The sequence below is a fragment of the Pseudaestuariivita rosea genome (assembly GCF_017592335.1).
Lineage (GTDB): Bacteria > Pseudomonadota > Alphaproteobacteria > Rhodobacterales > Rhodobacteraceae > Parasulfitobacter > Parasulfitobacter rosea.
This window is the reverse complement of sequence record NZ_JACNMP010000010.1, coordinates 103958-121163: the sequence shown is the minus strand read 5'-3', so window position 1 is coordinate 121163 and position 17206 is coordinate 103958. Positions and strand designations below refer to the sequence as shown.

Here is a 17206-nt window from a genome sequence, read left to right as displayed (position 1 = left end):
TCTCCCGAAGGTCCATCGAAAGTGCCTTACCCACTGCTCGCCCTCCATCTTGTGGTCGGCGACAGTGAATCAGCAAAATAAGCCTATGTGAATCCCCCTTGATTCAGGTCGATTTCATCACGCTCTAGCACGCACTGCCGCCGAATGATCGAGTTAAGCCTCTGACTTCGATGTTTTTAGCTAATGATCGTCTTAGTGTTATAAACTCTTGTGAGCGGACAGATTTTTTTCACACATCTGGCCTGTTCTAAAGCTGGCCCGAACAATCAGCTTCCGGCCTGAGTCAATTCAGTGGCAGGGGTGACGGGGCTGTCGTCGATGGTGATATCGAAGGCCGCGTGGATCAAGGTTCGGGTGTAATCGGTCTGCGGATTGTCAAAGATCTGGTCTGCAGTACCGGCCTCGACCACATCGCCTTGTTTCATCACCATAACCTTGTGCGACAGGGCGCGGACGACCTTCAGGTCGTGGCTGATAAACAAATAGGCCAGTTGATACTTTTGTTGCAGATCACGCAGCAGATCGACGATCTGAACCTGCACTGTCATGTCCAGCGCGCTGGTCGGTTCGTCCAGCACCACCAGACGCGGGCGCAGGATCATGGCGCGTGCAATGGCAATGCGCTGGCGCTGACCGCCGGAAAATTCATGCGGATATCGATCCATTGTCATAGGATCGAGGCCTACCTCTTGCATGATTTCAGCCACCATTTCACGGTCGTCGCGGGTCTTGTCGATTTTGTGGATCGACAGCCCTTCGGCAATGATCTGGTGCACCGTCATGCGCGGCGAAAGTGATCCATAGGGGTCCTGGAACACAATCTGCATGTCGCGACGCAGGCTGCGCAGTTTTTGCCCGGACCAGGCGCGGATATCTTGACCATCATAGAGTATCTGACCCTGGGACTGGATCAGCCTCAGAATGGCCAGTGCAAGAGTCGTCTTGCCCGATCCGCTTTCACCCACCACCCCAAGGGTTTCGCCCGCGCGGACAGACAGACTGGCCTGATTCACGGCTTTCACATGACCGACAGTACGTTTCAGTAAGCCCGCTTGGATCGGAAACCAGATGCGCAGGTCTTCGGTTTTAAGCACCTCGGGCGCATTGTCGGGCGTCGGGATCGGGTGGCCTTTGGCCTCGGCCGATAGCAACAGCTTGGTGTAGGGGTGGTGGGGTGTGTTGAATATCTGCTCGACGGGACCCGTTTCGACGATTTCACCATCTTTCATCACACAGACCCGGTCGGCAATCTTGCGAACGATACCCAGGTCGTGGGTGATGAAAAGCATCGACATCTGCTCGGCCCGTTTCAGATCGGCCAGCAGATCCAGGATTTGCGCTTGAATGGTGACATCAAGGGCTGTCGTGGGTTCGTCCGCGATCAGCAGGTCCGGGCCGTTGGCAAGGGCCATGGCGATCATCACCCGCTGACGCTGGCCACCGGACAGCTGGTGCGGATAGGCGCCCAAACGGCTTTCGGCGTCGCGGATACCGACCTTTTGCAGCAGGTCCAGAATGCGGACGCGGGCGGCAGCGCCGGTCAGCCCCTGGTGCAACTCCAGGCTTTCGGCCAGTTGCCGTTCCAGCTTGTGCAGCGGGTTGAGCGACGTCATCGGTTCCTGAAAAATGAAACTGATGTCATTGCCGCGAACACGGCGCAGGGTACTTTCGGGCGCACCGATCATCTGTTCGTTGTTGTACTGTACCGATCCTTCGACATTGGCATTGTCGCCCAGAAGCTGGACGGTCGACAAAGCGGTCACAGATTTGCCCGACCCACTTTCGCCGACCAGCGCTACGGTTTCGCCCTTGCCGACAGTAAAGCTGACGCCCTTGACGGCCTGAACCGTCTTGCCGTCCTGGCGGAAGGATACGCGCAGATCGCGGATATCAAGAACGGCGGTCATCTGAAGATCTTTCTAGGGTCAAAGGCATCGCGCACCCCTTCAAAAATGAAGACCAGAAGCGACAGCATGATTGCAAAGGTGAAAAAGGCTGTCAGACCCAGCCATGGCGCTTGCAGATTGCGTTGGCCTTGCAGGATCATTTCCCCCAGTGATGGCGCCGCAGCCGGCAGACCAAAGCCCAGATAATCAAGAATGGCCAGGCTTGAGATAACGCCCGTGACGATAAAGGGCAGCATGGTCAGTGTCGCGACCATGGCATTTGGCAGCATATGGCGGAACATGATCGTCCAGTTGCTGACACCCAGGGCCTGTGCTGCGCGAACATATTCAAAGTTGCGCGCCCGCAGAAATTCAGCGCGCACTAATCCCGTTAAGGCGGGCCAGCCAAGGATGACCATGATAAAGACCAACAGCCAGAAACTTCGCCCAAGAATAGCGAACAGGATAATGATGATATATAGCGACGGGGTGGAAACCCAGATTTCGATCAGGCGCTGGAACGTCAGATCCAGAACGCCGCCGAAATACCCCTGAACGGCCCCCGCGATAATGCCAAGAATACTGGCGCAGGTGGTGACAATCAGTGCGAACAGCACCGACAGACGGAACCCATGAATGACGCGGGCCAAGACATCGCGTGTTGTGTCATCGGTGCCCAGCCAGTGATTGGCGTCCGGGGCGGTGGGTGCGGCGCGACCAAGATTATTGGGTGTATCATAGCTGTAGGGGATCAGCGGCCAAAGGATCCAGCCTGGCGTGATATCGCGCCCAGCGATGGTGCCTGTTCGCGCCTCTTCGATCACACCTTCGGGGTCGTCCCAGCATTCTTCGGCTCCCTGTGACAGGATCAGGCACTGAACCTCGATATCGCGATAGATCGCCTCGGTGCGAAGGTCACCGCCGAATTGCGTTTCGGGATAAAAGCGCAAGATCGGCATATAATACTGACCTTCATACCGAACAAGGATCGGTTTGTCGTTGGCAATGAACTCGGCAAAAAGCGAAGTGAAAAACAATACGCTGAAGATGATCAGTGACCAAAAGGCACGTCGGTTCTGTTTGAAATTACGCCACCGCCGTTTCGCGATGGGCGACATAGTAAAAAAGCCTTTTTTCGGCTTTGGCGCAACGGGGGGTACAGATGTCAGAGGGGTATCGGTCATGCCTGCCTCCGCTCGAAATCGATGCGCGGGTCAACGATCACATACATCAGATCACTGATGATGTTGATGACTAGCGCCATCAGGCCAAAGATGAACAGCGTGCCAAAGACGATGGGATAATCGCGTGCAACGGCAGCCTCGAACCCCAATCGGCCCAAACCATCAAGCGAAAAAATGATCTCGATCGGCAGGACGCCCGTGAAAAACGAACCGATGAAAACCGATGGAAAACCCGCGATTATGATCAGCATCGCATTGCGGAAGACGTGGCCGTAAAGCACACGACGTTCGGTCAGCCCCTTGGCTTTGGCGGTGATGACATATTGCTTGTTGATTTCATCGATGAAGGAATTCTTGGTCAGAAGTGTAAGTGTCGCAAAAGCCGCGATGGTCACAGATATAACTGGCAGTATGATGTGCCAAAGATAATCGGTCACTTTTCCAACCAGCGACAGCTGATCCCAATTGTCGGACGTCAGACCGCGCAGGGGAAACAACTGACGGCACGTGGGATTGAAGGCCTCGCCCCCCGGCCAGATATCCTGGATGTAGGGCAGCCTGAAACAGTTGCCGCCCACAAACAACACCAGCAGAAGAACGGCAAACAGAATGCCCGGAATGGCATAGCCAATGATAACAACGCCCGAGGTCCACGTATCAAAGCGCGACCCGTCGCGCACGGCCTTGCGAATGCCCAAGGGGATCGAGATCAGATAGGCAATAAATGTCGACCATAACCCAAGCGTGATGGATACGGGCAACTTTTCGACAACCAGATCGACCACGGAACGCGACTGGAAATAACTATCGCCGAAATCAAAGCGGATATAATTCCACATCATGTTCAGGAACCGCTCAAGTGGCGGTTTGTCAAAGCCGAATTCGCGTTCCAGCTGTTCGATGAATTCGGGCGGCAAACCGCGGGCGCCGATATAGGTTTCTTCGCCCGCCGCTTGCTGATCGAAACCGCCGCTTGGGCCGCCGGTGATCCCTTCCAGCACGTCACCGCCACCGGTCGCCCGGGCGATGGCCTGATCAACCGGCCCACCGGGGACGAATTGTGCAAGCGCGAAGTTGATGACCATGATCCCGAATAATGTGGGGATGATCAAAAGTAATCTGCGAAGGATATAGGCGCCCATGGGCTTAACGGCTCAGCTTGTTATTATCTAAGGGCACCGGCTGCCCTTATTTCTTGTGCTTCGCTTTCGTCATACCACCAGAAATCCAGATAGCCCAGAGCGTAAGGAGGCATGTTTTCAGGATATTCATATTGATCGTAATAGGCGACCCAGTGGTTGGCCTTGTACCAAGTCGGTATGACAAAGCGCTCGGCACGCATCAGACGATCAAGCGCCTTGGTCGTCACTGCGAATTCTTCGGGCGTTTCCGCGGCAACCAGCTTTTCTATGATAGCGTCACCGGCGGGCGTGCCGAAGCCTGCCGGGTTGAAGACACTGTACCCTGCGTCAGCGGATCCGAAGCGCTGCGAATATCCAAGCCCTGGGACCAGCGATGTCAAATACCGCGTGCTGTAGATCATATCATAATCGCGATCACGCTCACGATTGGTATACTGGGCGGGATCAACACGGTTAAAGCTGGCATTCACCCCAAGCGCCTGCAGGTTCTGGATAAAGCCGGACGCGATGCGTTCAATTTCGACATTGTCGCTTAGAAACTCCAGATCCAGCGTCTGACCCTCAGCATTCCGGCGTGTCCCGTCGCTGCCGACCTCCCATCCTGCTTCGTCCAGCAACTGCGACGCACGGCGCAGGTTACGGCGGTCTAGCTGACGCTGTCCTGATGTATGGGCCATCACGACCTCATCCGTCAAAAGGCTGGGGTCGATCATGTCACCAAGCGATCGCAGAAAGGCCAGTTCGGCGCCTTCGGGCACACCCGATGCCGCCAGTTCCGAGTTTTCCCAGAACGAATGGCGCTGATTGAACAGGCCAAACTGCAGGCTTTCGTTCGTCCATTCGAAATTATACATCAACCCGATGGCTTCGCGCACGCGGACGTCTTGAAATTGCGGACGGGCCAGGTTGAAGACGAAACCTTCCGCAAAAGGCAAGTTTCCATCGGGAATTTCTTCCATCTTGACAATGCCGTTTCGCACTGCGGGAAAGTCATATTTTGTGGCCCAGGTCAGCGCGTCGTCTTCCAGACGGAAAGTGTATGCGCCGCCCTTAAAGCCTTCGAGTGCCGCATTATTGTCGCCAAAATACTCGATACGAATGGCATCAAAATTATGGCGCCCGCGGTTTACGGGCAGGTCTTTGCCCCAGTAATCGGGGTTCCGGCGATAAGTTACGCTGCGGTTGATGGTGTAGTCATCCAGCACATAAGGTCCCGTTCCCAAAAACTGGGTCAGTGTGCTTTCATCAAGGCGTTCGCCTGTTTCTTCGAACCACTTTCGTGACATCACGGCCGACGCGGTCGTCTGGCTGATCAGACCATCGCGGGGCACATCCGGCATGAACGTGAATTTGACGCGATGGGTATCCAGTGCCTCAACCTTCTGAACAAGCTGCGAAATCGCCTCGCGATAAGACGGAAGGGCCTGTTCCATCAGCAATTCATGGGTGAAGACAACATCGTCGGCAGTGACAGGCGTGCCGTCGGAAAAGCGTGCCTCGGGTCGCAGGTTGTAAATGACCCAGTCTTCACTTTCCGGATATTCTAGGGATTCAGCGATCAGACCATAACGCGTGCCGGGTTCGTCAGCGGACGAAATCATCAGGCGTTCGATCGAACTGCTGGATAGGGCCGCCGCGCGACCCTGCAGGCTGAAGGGGTTCATGCTGTCAAAGGTGCCCCGCGCCCATGTCGAAATTTCGCCACCCTTCGGCGCATCGGGGTTCACATAGTCAAAATGTTCAAAATCCGCAGGGTACTTCGGTTCCCCCAGAATCGCGTAGGCATGTGATTTGATGATCCGTTCTTCGTCGGCAAAGGCAGTGAGAGCCATCCAAATCAACGCAACGATAAAAACCGAAAACCCGATTGCGATCTGTGAAACCGATAATTTCCGGGCAATAACACGGGCCTTTGCGCGGGATGTTGTCTGGCGGGATGGCTGCATTCTTGTACTCCTGCGACGCATAATTATATGTTCTATGTAGGTAATGTAATTTTCCAGAAGTCGAACTGTCCAGTTGAGAATATGTGATCAACTCTTGATGATCAGTTCAAATGCCCGCGATTTGGGCAGAATATCCGATGTGCAACACTCAAGACGGGTTATTCCCGCAGCTCTTGTCATAAAACAGCACGTCATTTAAGGCACTCGCACATTCCAACCTCTGGACCCATGGCAGACCAATGTAAGTCTTCGCACTTTTGATGAACGCTTTGCCCGTCAGTTTCTGCCGGGTTGTTTTTCATGTGTGGGCCAAGCCCCGAATAAGCGAGACTTACGATGACTATCTTGAAATATCCGCGGACGCGGCACGTTGAAGGATCGCGCCTTCAGCATGGGGATCTGGGCGATGATATGCCCATTGCCGACCTAAACGGGCGATTCCTGACGATTGAGGAAAAGCTGGATGGCGCCAATTCGGCCATTTCGTTCGATGCGCAGGGCGAATTGCTGTTGCAAAGCCGGGGCCACTACCTGACCGGTGGCGCGCGTGAACGGCATTTCGATCTGTTTAAAACCTGGGCCAACGTGCATCACGCTGCGTTTCATCAGGTGCTGGGTGACCGGTACGTGATGTATGGCGAATGGATGTACGCCAAGCACACAGTGTTTTACGATCGCCTGCCGCATTACTTTATGGAGTTCGACGTTCTGGATCGGCAAACGGGGCAGTTTCTGTCGACCGCGGCCCGACGGGATGTGCTGTTCGGCTTGCCGGTGATGCCCGTGCCCGTCGTCTTTCAGGGCCACGTCAATTCGGTTGCGCAGCTCGAGCGCCTTGTTCAGCCATCGCTTTACAAATCCACAGACTGGCGTGCGGCGCTGGACCGTGCCGCGCAGACCTCGGGCAGTCGGGCGGATTTCGTCGAAAAGCAGACCGAAGACAGCGATCTGGCCGAGGGGTTATATATCAAGGTCGAAACGGACCATCTGGTTGAAGAACGGCTGAAATACGTCCGTGACGATTTCATACAGGCCATTCAGGCGGCCGAAGGGCACTGGCTGGATCGACCCATTCTGCCGAATGCATTGGCGGATGGCGTCGATATTTTTGCCCCGGTTCTTGGCGTGAAGGGGGCCTATGATGACCCCGACATTTAAGGACCTGATCGCCCTTGTTCCGCAGGTGCCCGAGTGGCGGGTCGATTGGCCCGCCCTTTGGTCGCTGTGGCCTGAGTTTACCGCTCTGGACACCTGTCCGCAGGATCCGGTTCACCATGGCGAAGGGGACGTGGGCACGCACACCCGCATGGTGGTTAAGGCCCTGGTCTCCGATGCAAAATGGCGCGCATTGCCTGACAACGACCGGTCGATGCTGTTCTGGGCCGCGTGCCTGCACGACATCGGCAAGCCTACAACGACGCAGCACGAGGACGACGGGCGCATTACTTCACGCGGGCACTCACGCATCGGCGCAAATATCGCGCGATTTCTGTTGTGGCAGGTGGGTGCGCCCTTTGTCTGGCGTGAAGCGTTATGTGGGATCATCCTGCATCATCAACTGCCGTTTTGGCTGATCGAACGACCCGATCCGCGCAGGCTGGCCATTCAGACCAGTTGGACCTGTCGGCCCGATTTGCTGTGTCTGCATGCCCACGCCGATGCACTGGGTCGGATTTGCGACGACCAGCAGGCGATCATCGAAAATGTCGACCTAGCCCGGCTGGTGTTTGAGGAAGCGGGCTGTCTATCTGCGCCATTCACCTTTGCCAATGACGAAAGCCGGGTTGCGTATTTCGAACGCGACGACCGCGATCCGCATTTTGCGGCCTTTGAGGATTTCAGGTGCCATGTCACAGTCATGTCCGGGCTGCCCGGTGCGGGCAAGGATACATGGCTGGCACATCACCACCCCGATCTGCCGGTGGTCAGCCTGGATGCCATCCGGGCCGAACTGAACGCATCTGCGACTGGCAATCAGGGGTATGTCGTTCACGCCGCCTATGATCGCGCAAAGGATCATTTAAGAGCCCGGCGCGACTTTGCGTGGAATGCAACGAATATCACTGCTCAGGTCCGATCCAAGGTGCTGCGGCTGCTGCGCGATTATGGGGCAAATATCCGCATCGTTTACCTTGAACCGGCCCCGAACACACTGCTGCGCCAAAATGCTGATCGGGCGGCAGTGGTGCCGCAAAAGGTGATCCTGAAAATGGCGGAGCGGCTGGAACCGCCAACATTGAGCGAGGCACATAAGGTGGACTATGTGATTAATGGAAATCGTTTTGTATAAATTATTTGGTACCCGCGGCCGGACTCGAACCGGCACGGCATTCCTGCCTGGGGATTTTAAGTCCCCTGTGTCTACCATTCCACCACGCGGGCCTGGGGGCGCACAATACGGATTGCGAAAACAAGGTAAAGGGGCCGTGACGTTGTCGCTGCGGTTTTTTGTCCGTTGGCGGCTTTGCCGTTCGGCTTGACACCTTGCTTGGGCTGGGCCAGCGTCGGGCCATGTTTCCGTTTCGCGATCACAATCCATCTGAAAAAACGCCGTTTGTGACCTATGCGTTGATCGCGCTGAATATTGTCGTCTTTGTCAGCTATTGGTCGCTGTTTTCCGACCCCGCAGCGCTGAATGCGTTTTGGTTTGATTGGGCCATGATCCCACTGCTAGTGAGTGAGGGAGAGCGATCTTACACCGTTCTAACCTCAACCTTCCTGCATGGCGGCATCATGCATCTGGCCGGTAACATGCTGTTTTTATACATTTTTGGCGACAATATGGAGGAAGAGCTGGGCCACATCGGCTTTCTGCTGTTCTACCTGTTTTGCGGGGCGACGGCGGGGTTGGCGCATGTCTGGTCTGACCCGCTGTCGCGTTTGCCGACGGTGGGGGCGTCGGGTGCAATTGCGGGGGTGATGGGGGCCTATCTGCTGCTGTTCCCCAAAGCGCGGATCGATATTCTGCTGATCCTTGTGATCATCGTCAAAGTCATTCCGATCCCGGCGTGGCTGATGTTGGGGCTGTGGTTTGCCCTGCAACTGGCCAACGGGGTGGCGGCTAATGCGATTGGTGACGAAGGCGGTGTCGCCTATTGGGCGCATGCAGGCGGCTTTATCATCGGGTTTGTCTGCATCATTCCCCTATGGCTCTATCGCGGTGGATTTGCCTATTGGCGCAAAACCGACGGGCATCCACCCCACCCCGAGGCCGAATATCGCTACATCAAAAGCTCGATTCCGACCGTGCGAAAGAAATAACCGGTTTTGTTATACTTCCGTTGTCATCTGCGCCAGATGATCGATCCCCTGCATCTTGCAGGAGTGCAGAAGGTCGATGAAGATCCAGTTTTCGGCCAGTTTGCCCGCTTCACGCCGGTAGATGTCGATCACGCGAAATTCGCAAGCGATGTCACTGGGGGGCAAGCCCATAAATCCACCCGTCGGGCGGGCGGTGAAGTTTGGCCAGCCGAAAAAGCCGCCATAGTGGCCCTCGGCCAGGCGGGCAATATGGCCGGTAGCGGATCGGTCGGTGAAGGCGCTGCGAAACGGGCGGGAATGCTGCTTGGCATAGCGTTCGATTGTATAGGTGGCCCCGATCCCCTCGGGGCCCCACCACAACATGTCGTCTGCCCATGTGCGCGCCAGTTCCTCTTCCAACGGCAGGCCCGATTGCCACTGGCCTAGGTCGGTGATCATCGCGTTGATCAGGTCAAGCGTCACTTGCCCGGTCTTAGCCGGTTGAACGTCATAAAGCAGCCCGTCATGGGTGCGCGGCCCGGGCTGCACCAGATGCTGCGCGGTCTGATTTGGGAAAATCCGATGACCGGTCTGGGCCATCAGGTGCGGGATGTCGAAATACATCGCGGTCTCGGTGATGCGGTTGCCCTCGACCCGGTGAAACGTGCAGTATCGCAATAAGGCCAGTTTACCCGTCGGCTGAATACCCAGCCAAGGCTGATCGAACAGCCCCATCAGATGGCCCATCGACACCACCCAGATACTTTCAAATCCGTCGATCTGATTACGACCCGCAAAGAAGATGTCATCGCGCCGCTGCAGTCGGCTCAAGGCGGTTTTTAATGGTTGCCAAAACCGGGTGGCGACGGCTTCATGACCCGGTAGCTCACCGAACGGATAATACCCGCGCCATAAGTAATCGGGCGATGTGTCCCGGGCCAATATCTGACCCGTTGCATCAGGATCGGCTGCGTCCAGTCCGGCGTGATGGGCCAGAACCAGCTGTTTTGCGGATTGAAATTCTGCCATGATTTCGGGCGTTTCCATGTGGTCATGCGGGGTGTCGCGAAAAAGAGCTTGCCCAATTCGGGTCTGGCTGTCTACCGTTATTGCAAACGTATGCAAAATACGAATCCAACCAACCGAGGGGGCCGCTTTGGCGGAAATCGTTTTATCCGGTGTGTCCAAACGCTGGGGATCATTCGTCGGTGTCGATAAATTCGACCTGACCATTCCAGATCGCGAATTTCTGGTGCTGCTTGGACCGTCTGGTTGTGGCAAGACGACCACCATGCGCATGATCGCAGGGCTTGAGGACCCGACCGAGGGCGACATTCTGATCGACGGCAAGGTGGTCAATAACCTTGAGCCCAAAGACCGCGACGTGGCCATGGTTTTCCAAAGCTACGCGCTTTACCCGAACATGAATGTCTACGAAAACATCCGCTTCCCGCTAAAGGTGCGTGGGGCCGATCCGGCGACGCATAAGGACAAGGTGATGCGCGCCAGTGCGATGGTTGAGCTGGATGATTTTCTGGATCGCAAACCGGCGGAATTGTCGGGCGGGCAGCGTCAGCGCGTTGCCTTGGCGCGGGCCATTGTGCGGGAACCGAATGTGTTTCTGATGGACGAACCGCTGAGCAACCTTGATGCCAAGTTGCGGGTATCGACCCGGGCGCAGATCAAGAACCTTAGCCATGAACTTGCCGTTACGACGATCTACGTGACCCACGACCAGATTGAGGCGATGACACTGGCCGACCGTGTTGTGGTGATGGAAAAAGGCGTTGTGCAGCAAGTCGGAAGCCCGACCGAGATTTATAATTATCCGGCCAATACCTTTGTTGCAGGGTTTATCGGTAACCCCGCGATGAACCTGCTGGATGGCATGATCAGCGGTGGAGTTTTCACAGCGGCCAAAACCGAAATCACCGGCCTTCAGGCGCCTGATGGACCGGTAACGCTGGGCTTTCGGGCTGAAGACGCCGAAGTCACAGATCAGGGCGGACAGATCACCGCGCCGATCTACACGCTTGAGCTTTTGGGGGACGCGACCATGGTCAGCGTGCGCATCGGCGGCGTGCTGGTCAGCGCCAAAGCCGACAAATCATTCCGGGCTGAAATCGACGATATGGTCTCGATCCGCATTCCCCACGATCACTGCCATCTATTCGATGCGACGACTGGATTAAGGATCGGTGACAAACCCGGCTAAAGCGACCACCGCCGACAGGCGGGGCATAAAGAGGGGGCGTAGTTGCCTACGTATCCCAAAGAACGAAAACAGGGAGAAGACAATGTTTCTCAGAACCATCACAACCGCCAGTGCGATCGCCCTTTTGACGGCTGCTGCGGCGTCTGCCTGCGAAATCGGGGCGCGCGTCAGTATTGTTGGCAACGAATTCCCGGCCATTCAGACCGTCGGCGCGGGGGCGCAGGAATGTTCTGGGGCAGATGTCACAACCAACCTGACCGCTGATCACCAACAGATCAACCTGCCGGGTATGCAGGGCAACCCGGCGGAATATACCAGCGCAATTGTTGCCAACTCTTCAATAGTGGCACTGATGAACGAAGATGTTATTCGCCCTTTGAATGATCTGGTTGAACAGCATGGGCAATCGCTACAACGTAACCAGTTGATAACCATTGATGGCAATGTCATGGCCGTTGCGTTTATGGCCAATGCGCAGCATCTGGTCTATCGGCAGGATGTTCTGGATCAGATCGGGGTCGAACCGCCCACCACCTATGAAGAGATTCTGGAAGCGGCCCGGATGATCCGTGAACAGGGGATTATGGAAAACCCGATTGGCGGTCCCTATAAGGCGGGCTGGAATCTGGCCCAGGAATTCAACAATATGCTTCTGGGCTATGGTGGCACGCATTTCAAGGATGGCGGTGCCGAGCCGAACGTGAATTCACCCGAAGGTATCCGTGCGCTTGAGATGATGAAGGCGCTTAGTGAATACATGAACCCCGATTTCCTGACCCATGACTCAAATGCCGCCAATGCCGAGTTTCGTGCAGGTAACGTGGCACTGATGCATATGTGGGGGTCACGCGCGGCCACGATGACCGATGCCGAAGGTGTGCCGCAAGAGGTCATCGACGGTTTTGCGATTGCAGGTCCGCTGACGGTGGGCGGTGGATCGACACCGGCCTCGACCCTGTGGTGGGATGGTTGGACCGTTGCCCGAAACATCAGTGATGCGGAAGCCGAAGCAACATTTATCGCGATGATGAACGGCATCAGACCGGATATCCTGCAAGATGGTGACGTGGCCAGACAGGCGGTCTGGTTGATTGAGGGCTATCAGCCCACCGATGCCGCCGTTGGCGTCTTTGCTGCGGCCAATGCCAATACCGTCCCCTATCCGATGCTGCCCTATATGGGCCTGATGCACACCGCACTGGGCAGTGAGCTGTCGGATTTCATGCAGGGCCGCGAAAGCGCGGAACAGGCATTGGCCGATGTTGAAGCAGCGTATCGCGCCGCCGCCCGCGAAAAGGGTTTCTTGCAATAAGTCATGACAACCCACGACGGGGCCCCGCCGCCCCGCCGCGGCAGTCATTACGCAGTCAGAGACAGGGTTCATGAAGCACCGCACGTTTTTCTGGTTCTTTTTGCCGACGGGGCTGGCGATGCTGCTTTTCATCGCTGCCCCCATCGTGTCGGTCGTGATCCAGTCGCTGTTCACCCCGCACGAAGCGGTGTTCAGAACCGTGGAAAGCTGCACGCCCTTTACCTGTGTTCAAGAAACCATCATCGATCAAGAGGCAACTCGTGCCCTGCGCGAAGAGGCCCCCTTGGGCCGGTTTGCGGGTCTTGATATCTATTTTGACCGCGGCCACCTGGCGGTAAACGAAGTGGCCCTGATCTGGCGCGCCTCGAACACCTGGGCTGAATTTTTCAACAGACTTGGCAATCTGCCGTTCTATCGGGCGATGGCCTTCACACTGACCTATACCTTTACAGTCACGCCGCTGCTGATCGTGCTTGGCCTGATGATCGCACTTGCCGTGAATTCGCTGCACCGGCACCTTAAGGGGCTGGTGATCTTTTTCTCTTTGCTGCCGATGATCGTGACACCGCTGATCGGATCGCTGATCCTGTTCTGGATGATCGACAGCCGCGGGATTATCGGATCGGCCATTCAATGGATGGCGAATGATCCGGGGCTGTCACTAAAGGCGTCGACCGGCCTGACCTGGATCATGCTGATCGTCTATGGCGTCTGGCATTCGGCACCTTTTGCCTTCGTCGTCTTTTATGCAGGACTTCAGACCCTGCCAAAAGATCAGCTTGAGGCCGCGCAAATCGACGGCGCCACACGCTGGCAACAGGTACGCTATGTGGTCATCCCGCATATTATGCCGCTGGTCACATTCGTCGCACTGATCCAATTGATGGATAACTTCAGGGTGTTCGAACCCATTGTCGGCTTCAATGCCGAGGCGCATGCGACCTCGCTCAGTTGGATCATCTTCAACGATCTGGGCGGCGAAACCCGTCAGTTGTCAGCCGCTGCAGCAACATCGGTCATGACGATTATCGGTGTGGCGATCCTGCTGTCGCCGGTTCTGGTGCGCACCTGGCGCGATTTCAAGGGAAAGCACTGATGGCCTCAAAAGCACAACGCGTCCCGCTTGGTCTGCGCCTGACCACAAGCCTGTTTATCATTGTCTGGCTGATACTGGCGGCTTTTCCGTTTTTCTGGACGCTATGGGGATCGTTCAAGGTCGAACTTGACTTCTTTTCCATCGCCGACTGGACGAATGCCCTGTTCGGCCCCAGAACCCAGGAAACCTACGGCAGCCCCTTTACCGGCGCAGGCTATTATGGTGCCTGGGTGCAAGAGGACTTCTGGCGCGCCGCCATCAACACCTTTATCGTTTGTTTTTTCGTCGTCTGCACCTCGCTGACGATCGGAACATTGGGGGGGTATGCCCTTAGCCGGTCCGGCTTTCGCTATACCTTCTGGCTTTTGATCATCGCGCTGATCTTTCGGGCCATGCCGCCCATCACACTGGTCGCGGGCTATATGCTGCCGTTTTTTGAATGGAATGTGTGGGGCATTCTGCCGACCACCATCATCGTTCTGGTCGCCATAAACCAGCCTTTTACACTGTGGATGCTGCATTCGTTTTTCCAGAACATCCCAAAAGAACTGGATGAAAGCGCCAAGGTCGATGGCTGCACGCAATTTCAAGCCTTCCGCCATGTGATCGTGCCCGTCATGTGGCCCGGAGTGATCACGACGGGTCTGTTCAGCTTCTTGCTGGCCTATAACGATTTCGCGGTCACATCGATGCTGCTGAGTGAATCGAACCGCACCATGATTCCCGAAATCGCGGCTTTTCTGGGCACCACCTATACCGAAGGCAACGTGATGTTCGCGGTCGCTGCGGTGGTATCGGCCACGGCACCCCTGTTTATTCTGGTGATGTTCTTCCAACGCCAGATCGTATCGGGGCTAACAGCCGGGGCGGTGAAGGGATGAGTGGCCAGCGCCCTGAACAGGCGGTTCTAAGCCGCGATACCGATCTGTCCAAAACAGATGCCACGCGCGCGGTGATTGAAGCGATGGTGGATGGGCTGAACGATCATAGGATTGACGATATCGGTGAATTCTTCGCCGAAAGCTTTCGCTGGATGGGTAATCAGGGCTGCGGCACCAAGAACGGCTTGCGCGAATTTCAGGATAACTGGCAGCGGCCATTTCAGGCGGCCTTTTCCGACAAGGTCGCGATGGACGACGCGCGGCTTTATATGGGCGAATGGGCGGCTTGTTTCGGACGTCAGCTGGCCACGCATTCGGGTGAATTCATGGGCGTCGCCCCCACCGGTAAGCGGGTGGAAATCCGATACATGGATTTCTGGAAAGTTGTCGATGGCAAGATCGTGGACAACTGGGTGATGGTCGATTTTCCCCATGTTTTGGCGCAACTGGGTGTCGATGTTTTCAATGGCGAAGGCTGGGAGGCATACGACCGGGGGCAAAAGACCCCGCCGCGGCCCAAACCCAAGGGATAGGATGACATGGCGATAGAATATCTCAAACAATCCAAATCTCAGGCCGAGAAAGCCGATGACGACGCGCAGGTACGCGCGGTCGTTGAGGCGACCCTGAAAGATATTGAGGCCCGCGGGGATGCCGCTGTGCACGATCTGGCCGTCAAGTTCGACAAATTTTGCCGCCCCAGCTATCGGCTAAGCGAGGCCGAGGTTCAGTCGATCATTGCCAAGGTCAGTCCGCGCGACATGGACGACATCCGCTTTGCCCACGATCAGGTCGTTAATTTTGCACGGGCGCAACGCGCCAGCATGACGGATATTGAGGTCGAAACGCTGCCCGGAGTGATCTTGGGGCACAAGAATATCCCCGTTCAGTCGGTGGGATGTTATGTGCCCGGTGGCAAGTTTCCGATGGTCGCCAGTGCGCATATGTCAGTTGCCACCGCAAAGGTTGCCGGTGTGCCGCGTATCATCGCCTGCACGCCGCCTTTCAACGGTGAACCGAACCCCGCCGTGATCGCCGCGATGCACATGGGCGGCGCGGATGAGATCTATGTTCTGGGCGGTATTCAGGCCGTTGGTGCCATGGCGATTGGAACCGAAAGCATTGATCCCGTTCATCTGCTGGTCGGTCCCGGCAACGCCTATGTGGCCGAGGCCAAGCGGCAGCTTTACGGCCGGGTGGGCATTGATCTGTTTGCAGGCCCCACGGAAACCATGGTGATTGCGGACGAAACGGTGGATGCCGAAATCTGTGCAACGGATTTGCTGGGTCAGGCCGAGCACGGCTATAACTCGCCCGCCTGCCTGATCACAAACAGCCGCAAACTGGCTCAGGACACGATGGCCGAGGTTGATCGCATTCTGAAGATCCTGCCCACCGCTGATACAGCTGCCATTAGCTGGCGGGATTTCGGGGATGTCATCTTATGCGACAGCCATGACGAAATGCTGCTGGTGGCCAATGATATGACCTATGAACACGTGCAGGTCATGACCGACCGTGATGACTGGTATCTGGACAACATGCACTCATACGGTGCGCTGTTTCTGGGACCACGCACGAATGTCGCCAACGGGGATAAGGTGATCGGCACCAACCATACGCTGCCCACAAAACGTGCCGGGCGCTATACCGGCGGGCTTTGGGTCGGTAAATATCTGAAAACTCACAGCTACCAACGCATCACTTCTGATGAGGCCGCAGTGCAGATAGGCGAATACGGATCACGTCTGTGTCTACTGGAAGGCTTCGTTGGCCACGCGGAACAATGCAACCTGCGCGTCCGGCGGTATGGCGGTCTTAATGTCCCCTATGGCGCGCCCGCTGAAAAACGAGAGGTCGCAGAATGAGTCAGCCAACGATTGTTCCATACTTCAGCTTTGCAGATGGTGCTGCTGCAATTGAATTCCTCGAAAAGGCATTCGGTTTTGAGATAATCCAAAGACAAGACGCTGAGGATGGCACATTGATCCATTGTGAAATGCGCTACGGGGATGGTGTGGTTATGATGGGTACCGATGCCGGACGCGCCAAAGGATCACCCGGAGTTTATGTCGTAGTTGAAGACGTACAAGCCCATCATGATCGTGCCATGAAACACGGGGCACGAATAGTCTACGGGCCGGAACAGACAGAATGGGGTACATGGCGCTATCGTGCTTTAGGGCCGGAGGGGCATGAGTTTACTTTTGGCACCTATAGTCCCTCAACCGAACCACCATCATGGGCATGAAGCAGTTTTTCGACTATACTGACGCGACAAAACGGCACCGGGATGCCTATCTG

15 protein-coding genes and 1 tRNA gene are annotated in these 17206 nt (G+C 56.1%); 10 read left to right on the top strand and 6 right to left on the bottom strand.

Annotated features, from left to right (window positions below):
- Positions 1-266 precede the first annotated feature (266 nt).
- The 4 genes from H7848_RS09250 to H7848_RS09235 all read right to left on the bottom strand — a co-directional run bounded on the left by H7848_RS09250 (position 267) and on the right by H7848_RS09235 (position 6158).
- On the bottom strand, positions 267-1907 hold the full coding sequence (locus H7848_RS09250; RefSeq protein ID WP_208350447.1) for an ABC transporter ATP-binding protein: 1641 nt from the start codon (positions 1905-1907) through the stop codon (positions 267-269).
- Positions 1904-3004: an ABC transporter permease gene (locus H7848_RS09245; protein ID WP_237072677.1), complete on the bottom strand. Its 1101-nt coding sequence runs from the start codon at positions 3002-3004 to the stop codon at positions 1904-1906. The genes H7848_RS09250 and H7848_RS09245 overlap by 4 nt, the downstream gene beginning before the upstream one ends.
- Positions 3005-3066: 62 nt before the next feature.
- The gene (locus H7848_RS09240; RefSeq protein ID WP_208350444.1) at positions 3067-4212 is read right to left on the bottom strand and encodes a microcin C ABC transporter permease YejB; all 1146 of its coding nucleotides are present in this window, start codon (positions 4210-4212) and stop codon (positions 3067-3069) included.
- A gap of 23 nt (positions 4213-4235) precedes the next feature.
- A complete protein-coding gene (locus H7848_RS09235) occupies positions 4236-6158 on the bottom strand; it encodes an extracellular solute-binding protein (protein WP_237072669.1) in 1923 nt (640 codons plus the stop codon).
- A 336-nt stretch (positions 6159-6494) separates the two neighbouring features.
- On the opposite strand from H7848_RS09235, the gene H7848_RS09230 reads away from it, so the two are divergent.
- Together H7848_RS09230 and H7848_RS09225 are read left to right on the top strand one after the other, a co-directional pair.
- Positions 6495-7316, top strand: a complete 822-nt coding sequence (locus H7848_RS09230; RefSeq protein ID WP_208350441.1) for an RNA ligase family protein — start codon at positions 6495-6497, stop codon at positions 7314-7316.
- Positions 7300-8448, top strand: coding sequence for an AAA family ATPase (locus H7848_RS09225; RefSeq protein ID WP_208350439.1), 1149 nt, complete (start codon positions 7300-7302; stop codon positions 8446-8448). Before H7848_RS09230 ends, H7848_RS09225 begins: the two co-directional genes overlap by 17 nt.
- Positions 8449-8454: 6 nt before the next feature.
- Here the strand turns inward: H7848_RS09225 and H7848_RS09220 are convergent.
- A tRNA-Leu gene (locus tag H7848_RS09220) sits at positions 8455-8540 on the bottom strand.
- A 129-nt stretch (positions 8541-8669) separates the two neighbouring features.
- Between H7848_RS09220 and H7848_RS09215 the strand changes: the two genes are divergently transcribed.
- The gene (locus H7848_RS09215; RefSeq protein WP_208350438.1) at positions 8670-9419 is read left to right on the top strand and encodes a rhomboid family intramembrane serine protease; all 750 of its coding nucleotides are present in this window, start codon (positions 8670-8672) and stop codon (positions 9417-9419) included.
- A 9-nt stretch (positions 9420-9428) separates the two neighbouring features.
- Here H7848_RS09215 and H7848_RS09210 read toward each other — a convergent pair whose 3' ends face one another.
- Positions 9429-10427 (bottom strand): ester cyclase, encoded by a 999-nt coding sequence (locus H7848_RS09210; RefSeq protein ID WP_208350466.1) that lies wholly within the window; start codon positions 10425-10427, stop codon positions 9429-9431.
- Between the two features lie 127 nt (positions 10428-10554).
- Between H7848_RS09210 and H7848_RS09205 the strand changes: the two genes are divergently transcribed.
- From H7848_RS09205 to H7848_RS09175, 7 genes are all read left to right on the top strand, one after another.
- Positions 10555-11613: an ABC transporter ATP-binding protein gene (locus H7848_RS09205; RefSeq protein WP_208350437.1), complete on the top strand. Its 1059-nt coding sequence runs from the start codon at positions 10555-10557 to the stop codon at positions 11611-11613.
- Positions 11614-11695: 82 nt separating this feature from the next.
- The gene (locus tag H7848_RS09200) at positions 11696-12925 is read left to right on the top strand and encodes an ABC transporter substrate-binding protein (RefSeq protein WP_208350436.1); all 1230 of its coding nucleotides are present in this window, start codon (positions 11696-11698) and stop codon (positions 12923-12925) included.
- Between the two features lie 70 nt (positions 12926-12995).
- Positions 12996-14021, top strand: coding sequence for a carbohydrate ABC transporter permease (locus H7848_RS09195; RefSeq protein WP_208350435.1), 1026 nt, complete (start codon positions 12996-12998; stop codon positions 14019-14021).
- A complete protein-coding gene (locus H7848_RS09190; protein WP_208350430.1) occupies positions 14021-14902 on the top strand; it encodes a carbohydrate ABC transporter permease in 882 nt (293 codons plus the stop codon). Before H7848_RS09195 ends, H7848_RS09190 begins: the two co-directional genes overlap by 1 nt.
- The gene (locus tag H7848_RS09185; RefSeq protein ID WP_208350429.1) at positions 14899-15435 is read left to right on the top strand and encodes an ester cyclase; all 537 of its coding nucleotides are present in this window, start codon (positions 14899-14901) and stop codon (positions 15433-15435) included. Before H7848_RS09190 ends, H7848_RS09185 begins: the two co-directional genes overlap by 4 nt.
- A 6-nt stretch (positions 15436-15441) precedes the next feature.
- A complete protein-coding gene (gene hisD, locus H7848_RS09180; protein ID WP_208350428.1) occupies positions 15442-16770 on the top strand; it encodes a histidinol dehydrogenase in 1329 nt (442 codons plus the stop codon).
- A complete protein-coding gene (locus H7848_RS09175; RefSeq protein ID WP_208350427.1) occupies positions 16767-17153 on the top strand; it encodes a VOC family protein in 387 nt (128 codons plus the stop codon). The genes hisD and H7848_RS09175 overlap by 4 nt, the downstream gene beginning before the upstream one ends.
- The last annotated feature ends 53 nt before the right edge of the window (positions 17154-17206 follow it).

Excerpts from the sequence above, each read along its gene's own strand:
- H7848_RS09250 (WP_208350447.1), bottom strand. The coding sequence starts at position 1,907 with ATGACCGCCGTTCTTGATATCCGCGATCTGCGCGTATCCTTCCGCCAG.
- H7848_RS09245 (WP_237072677.1), bottom strand. The coding sequence starts at position 3,004 with ATGTCGCCCATCGCGAAACGGCGGTGGCGTAATTTCAAACAGAACCGA.
- H7848_RS09240 (WP_208350444.1), bottom strand. The coding sequence starts at position 4,212 with ATGGGCGCCTATATCCTTCGCAGATTACTTTTGATCATCCCCACATTA.
- H7848_RS09235 (WP_237072669.1), bottom strand. The coding sequence starts at position 6,158 with ATGCAGCCATCCCGCCAGACAACATCCCGCGCAAAGGCCCGTGTTATT.
- H7848_RS09230 (WP_208350441.1), top strand. The coding sequence starts at position 6,495 with ATGACTATCTTGAAATATCCGCGGACGCGGCACGTTGAAGGATCGCGC.
- H7848_RS09225 (WP_208350439.1), top strand. The coding sequence starts at position 7,300 with ATGACCCCGACATTTAAGGACCTGATCGCCCTTGTTCCGCAGGTGCCC.
- H7848_RS09215 (WP_208350438.1), top strand. The coding sequence starts at position 8,670 with ATGTTTCCGTTTCGCGATCACAATCCATCTGAAAAAACGCCGTTTGTG.
- H7848_RS09210 (WP_208350466.1), bottom strand. The coding sequence starts at position 10,427 with ATGGCAGAATTTCAATCCGCAAAACAGCTGGTTCTGGCCCATCACGCC.
- H7848_RS09200 (WP_208350436.1), top strand. The coding sequence starts at position 11,696 with ATGTTTCTCAGAACCATCACAACCGCCAGTGCGATCGCCCTTTTGACG.
- H7848_RS09195 (WP_208350435.1), top strand. The coding sequence starts at position 12,996 with ATGAAGCACCGCACGTTTTTCTGGTTCTTTTTGCCGACGGGGCTGGCG.
- H7848_RS09190 (WP_208350430.1), top strand. The coding sequence starts at position 14,021 with ATGGCCTCAAAAGCACAACGCGTCCCGCTTGGTCTGCGCCTGACCACA.
- H7848_RS09185 (WP_208350429.1), top strand. The coding sequence starts at position 14,899 with ATGAGTGGCCAGCGCCCTGAACAGGCGGTTCTAAGCCGCGATACCGAT.
- hisD (WP_208350428.1), top strand. The coding sequence starts at position 15,442 with ATGGCGATAGAATATCTCAAACAATCCAAATCTCAGGCCGAGAAAGCC.
- H7848_RS09175 (WP_208350427.1), top strand. The coding sequence starts at position 16,767 with ATGAGTCAGCCAACGATTGTTCCATACTTCAGCTTTGCAGATGGTGCT.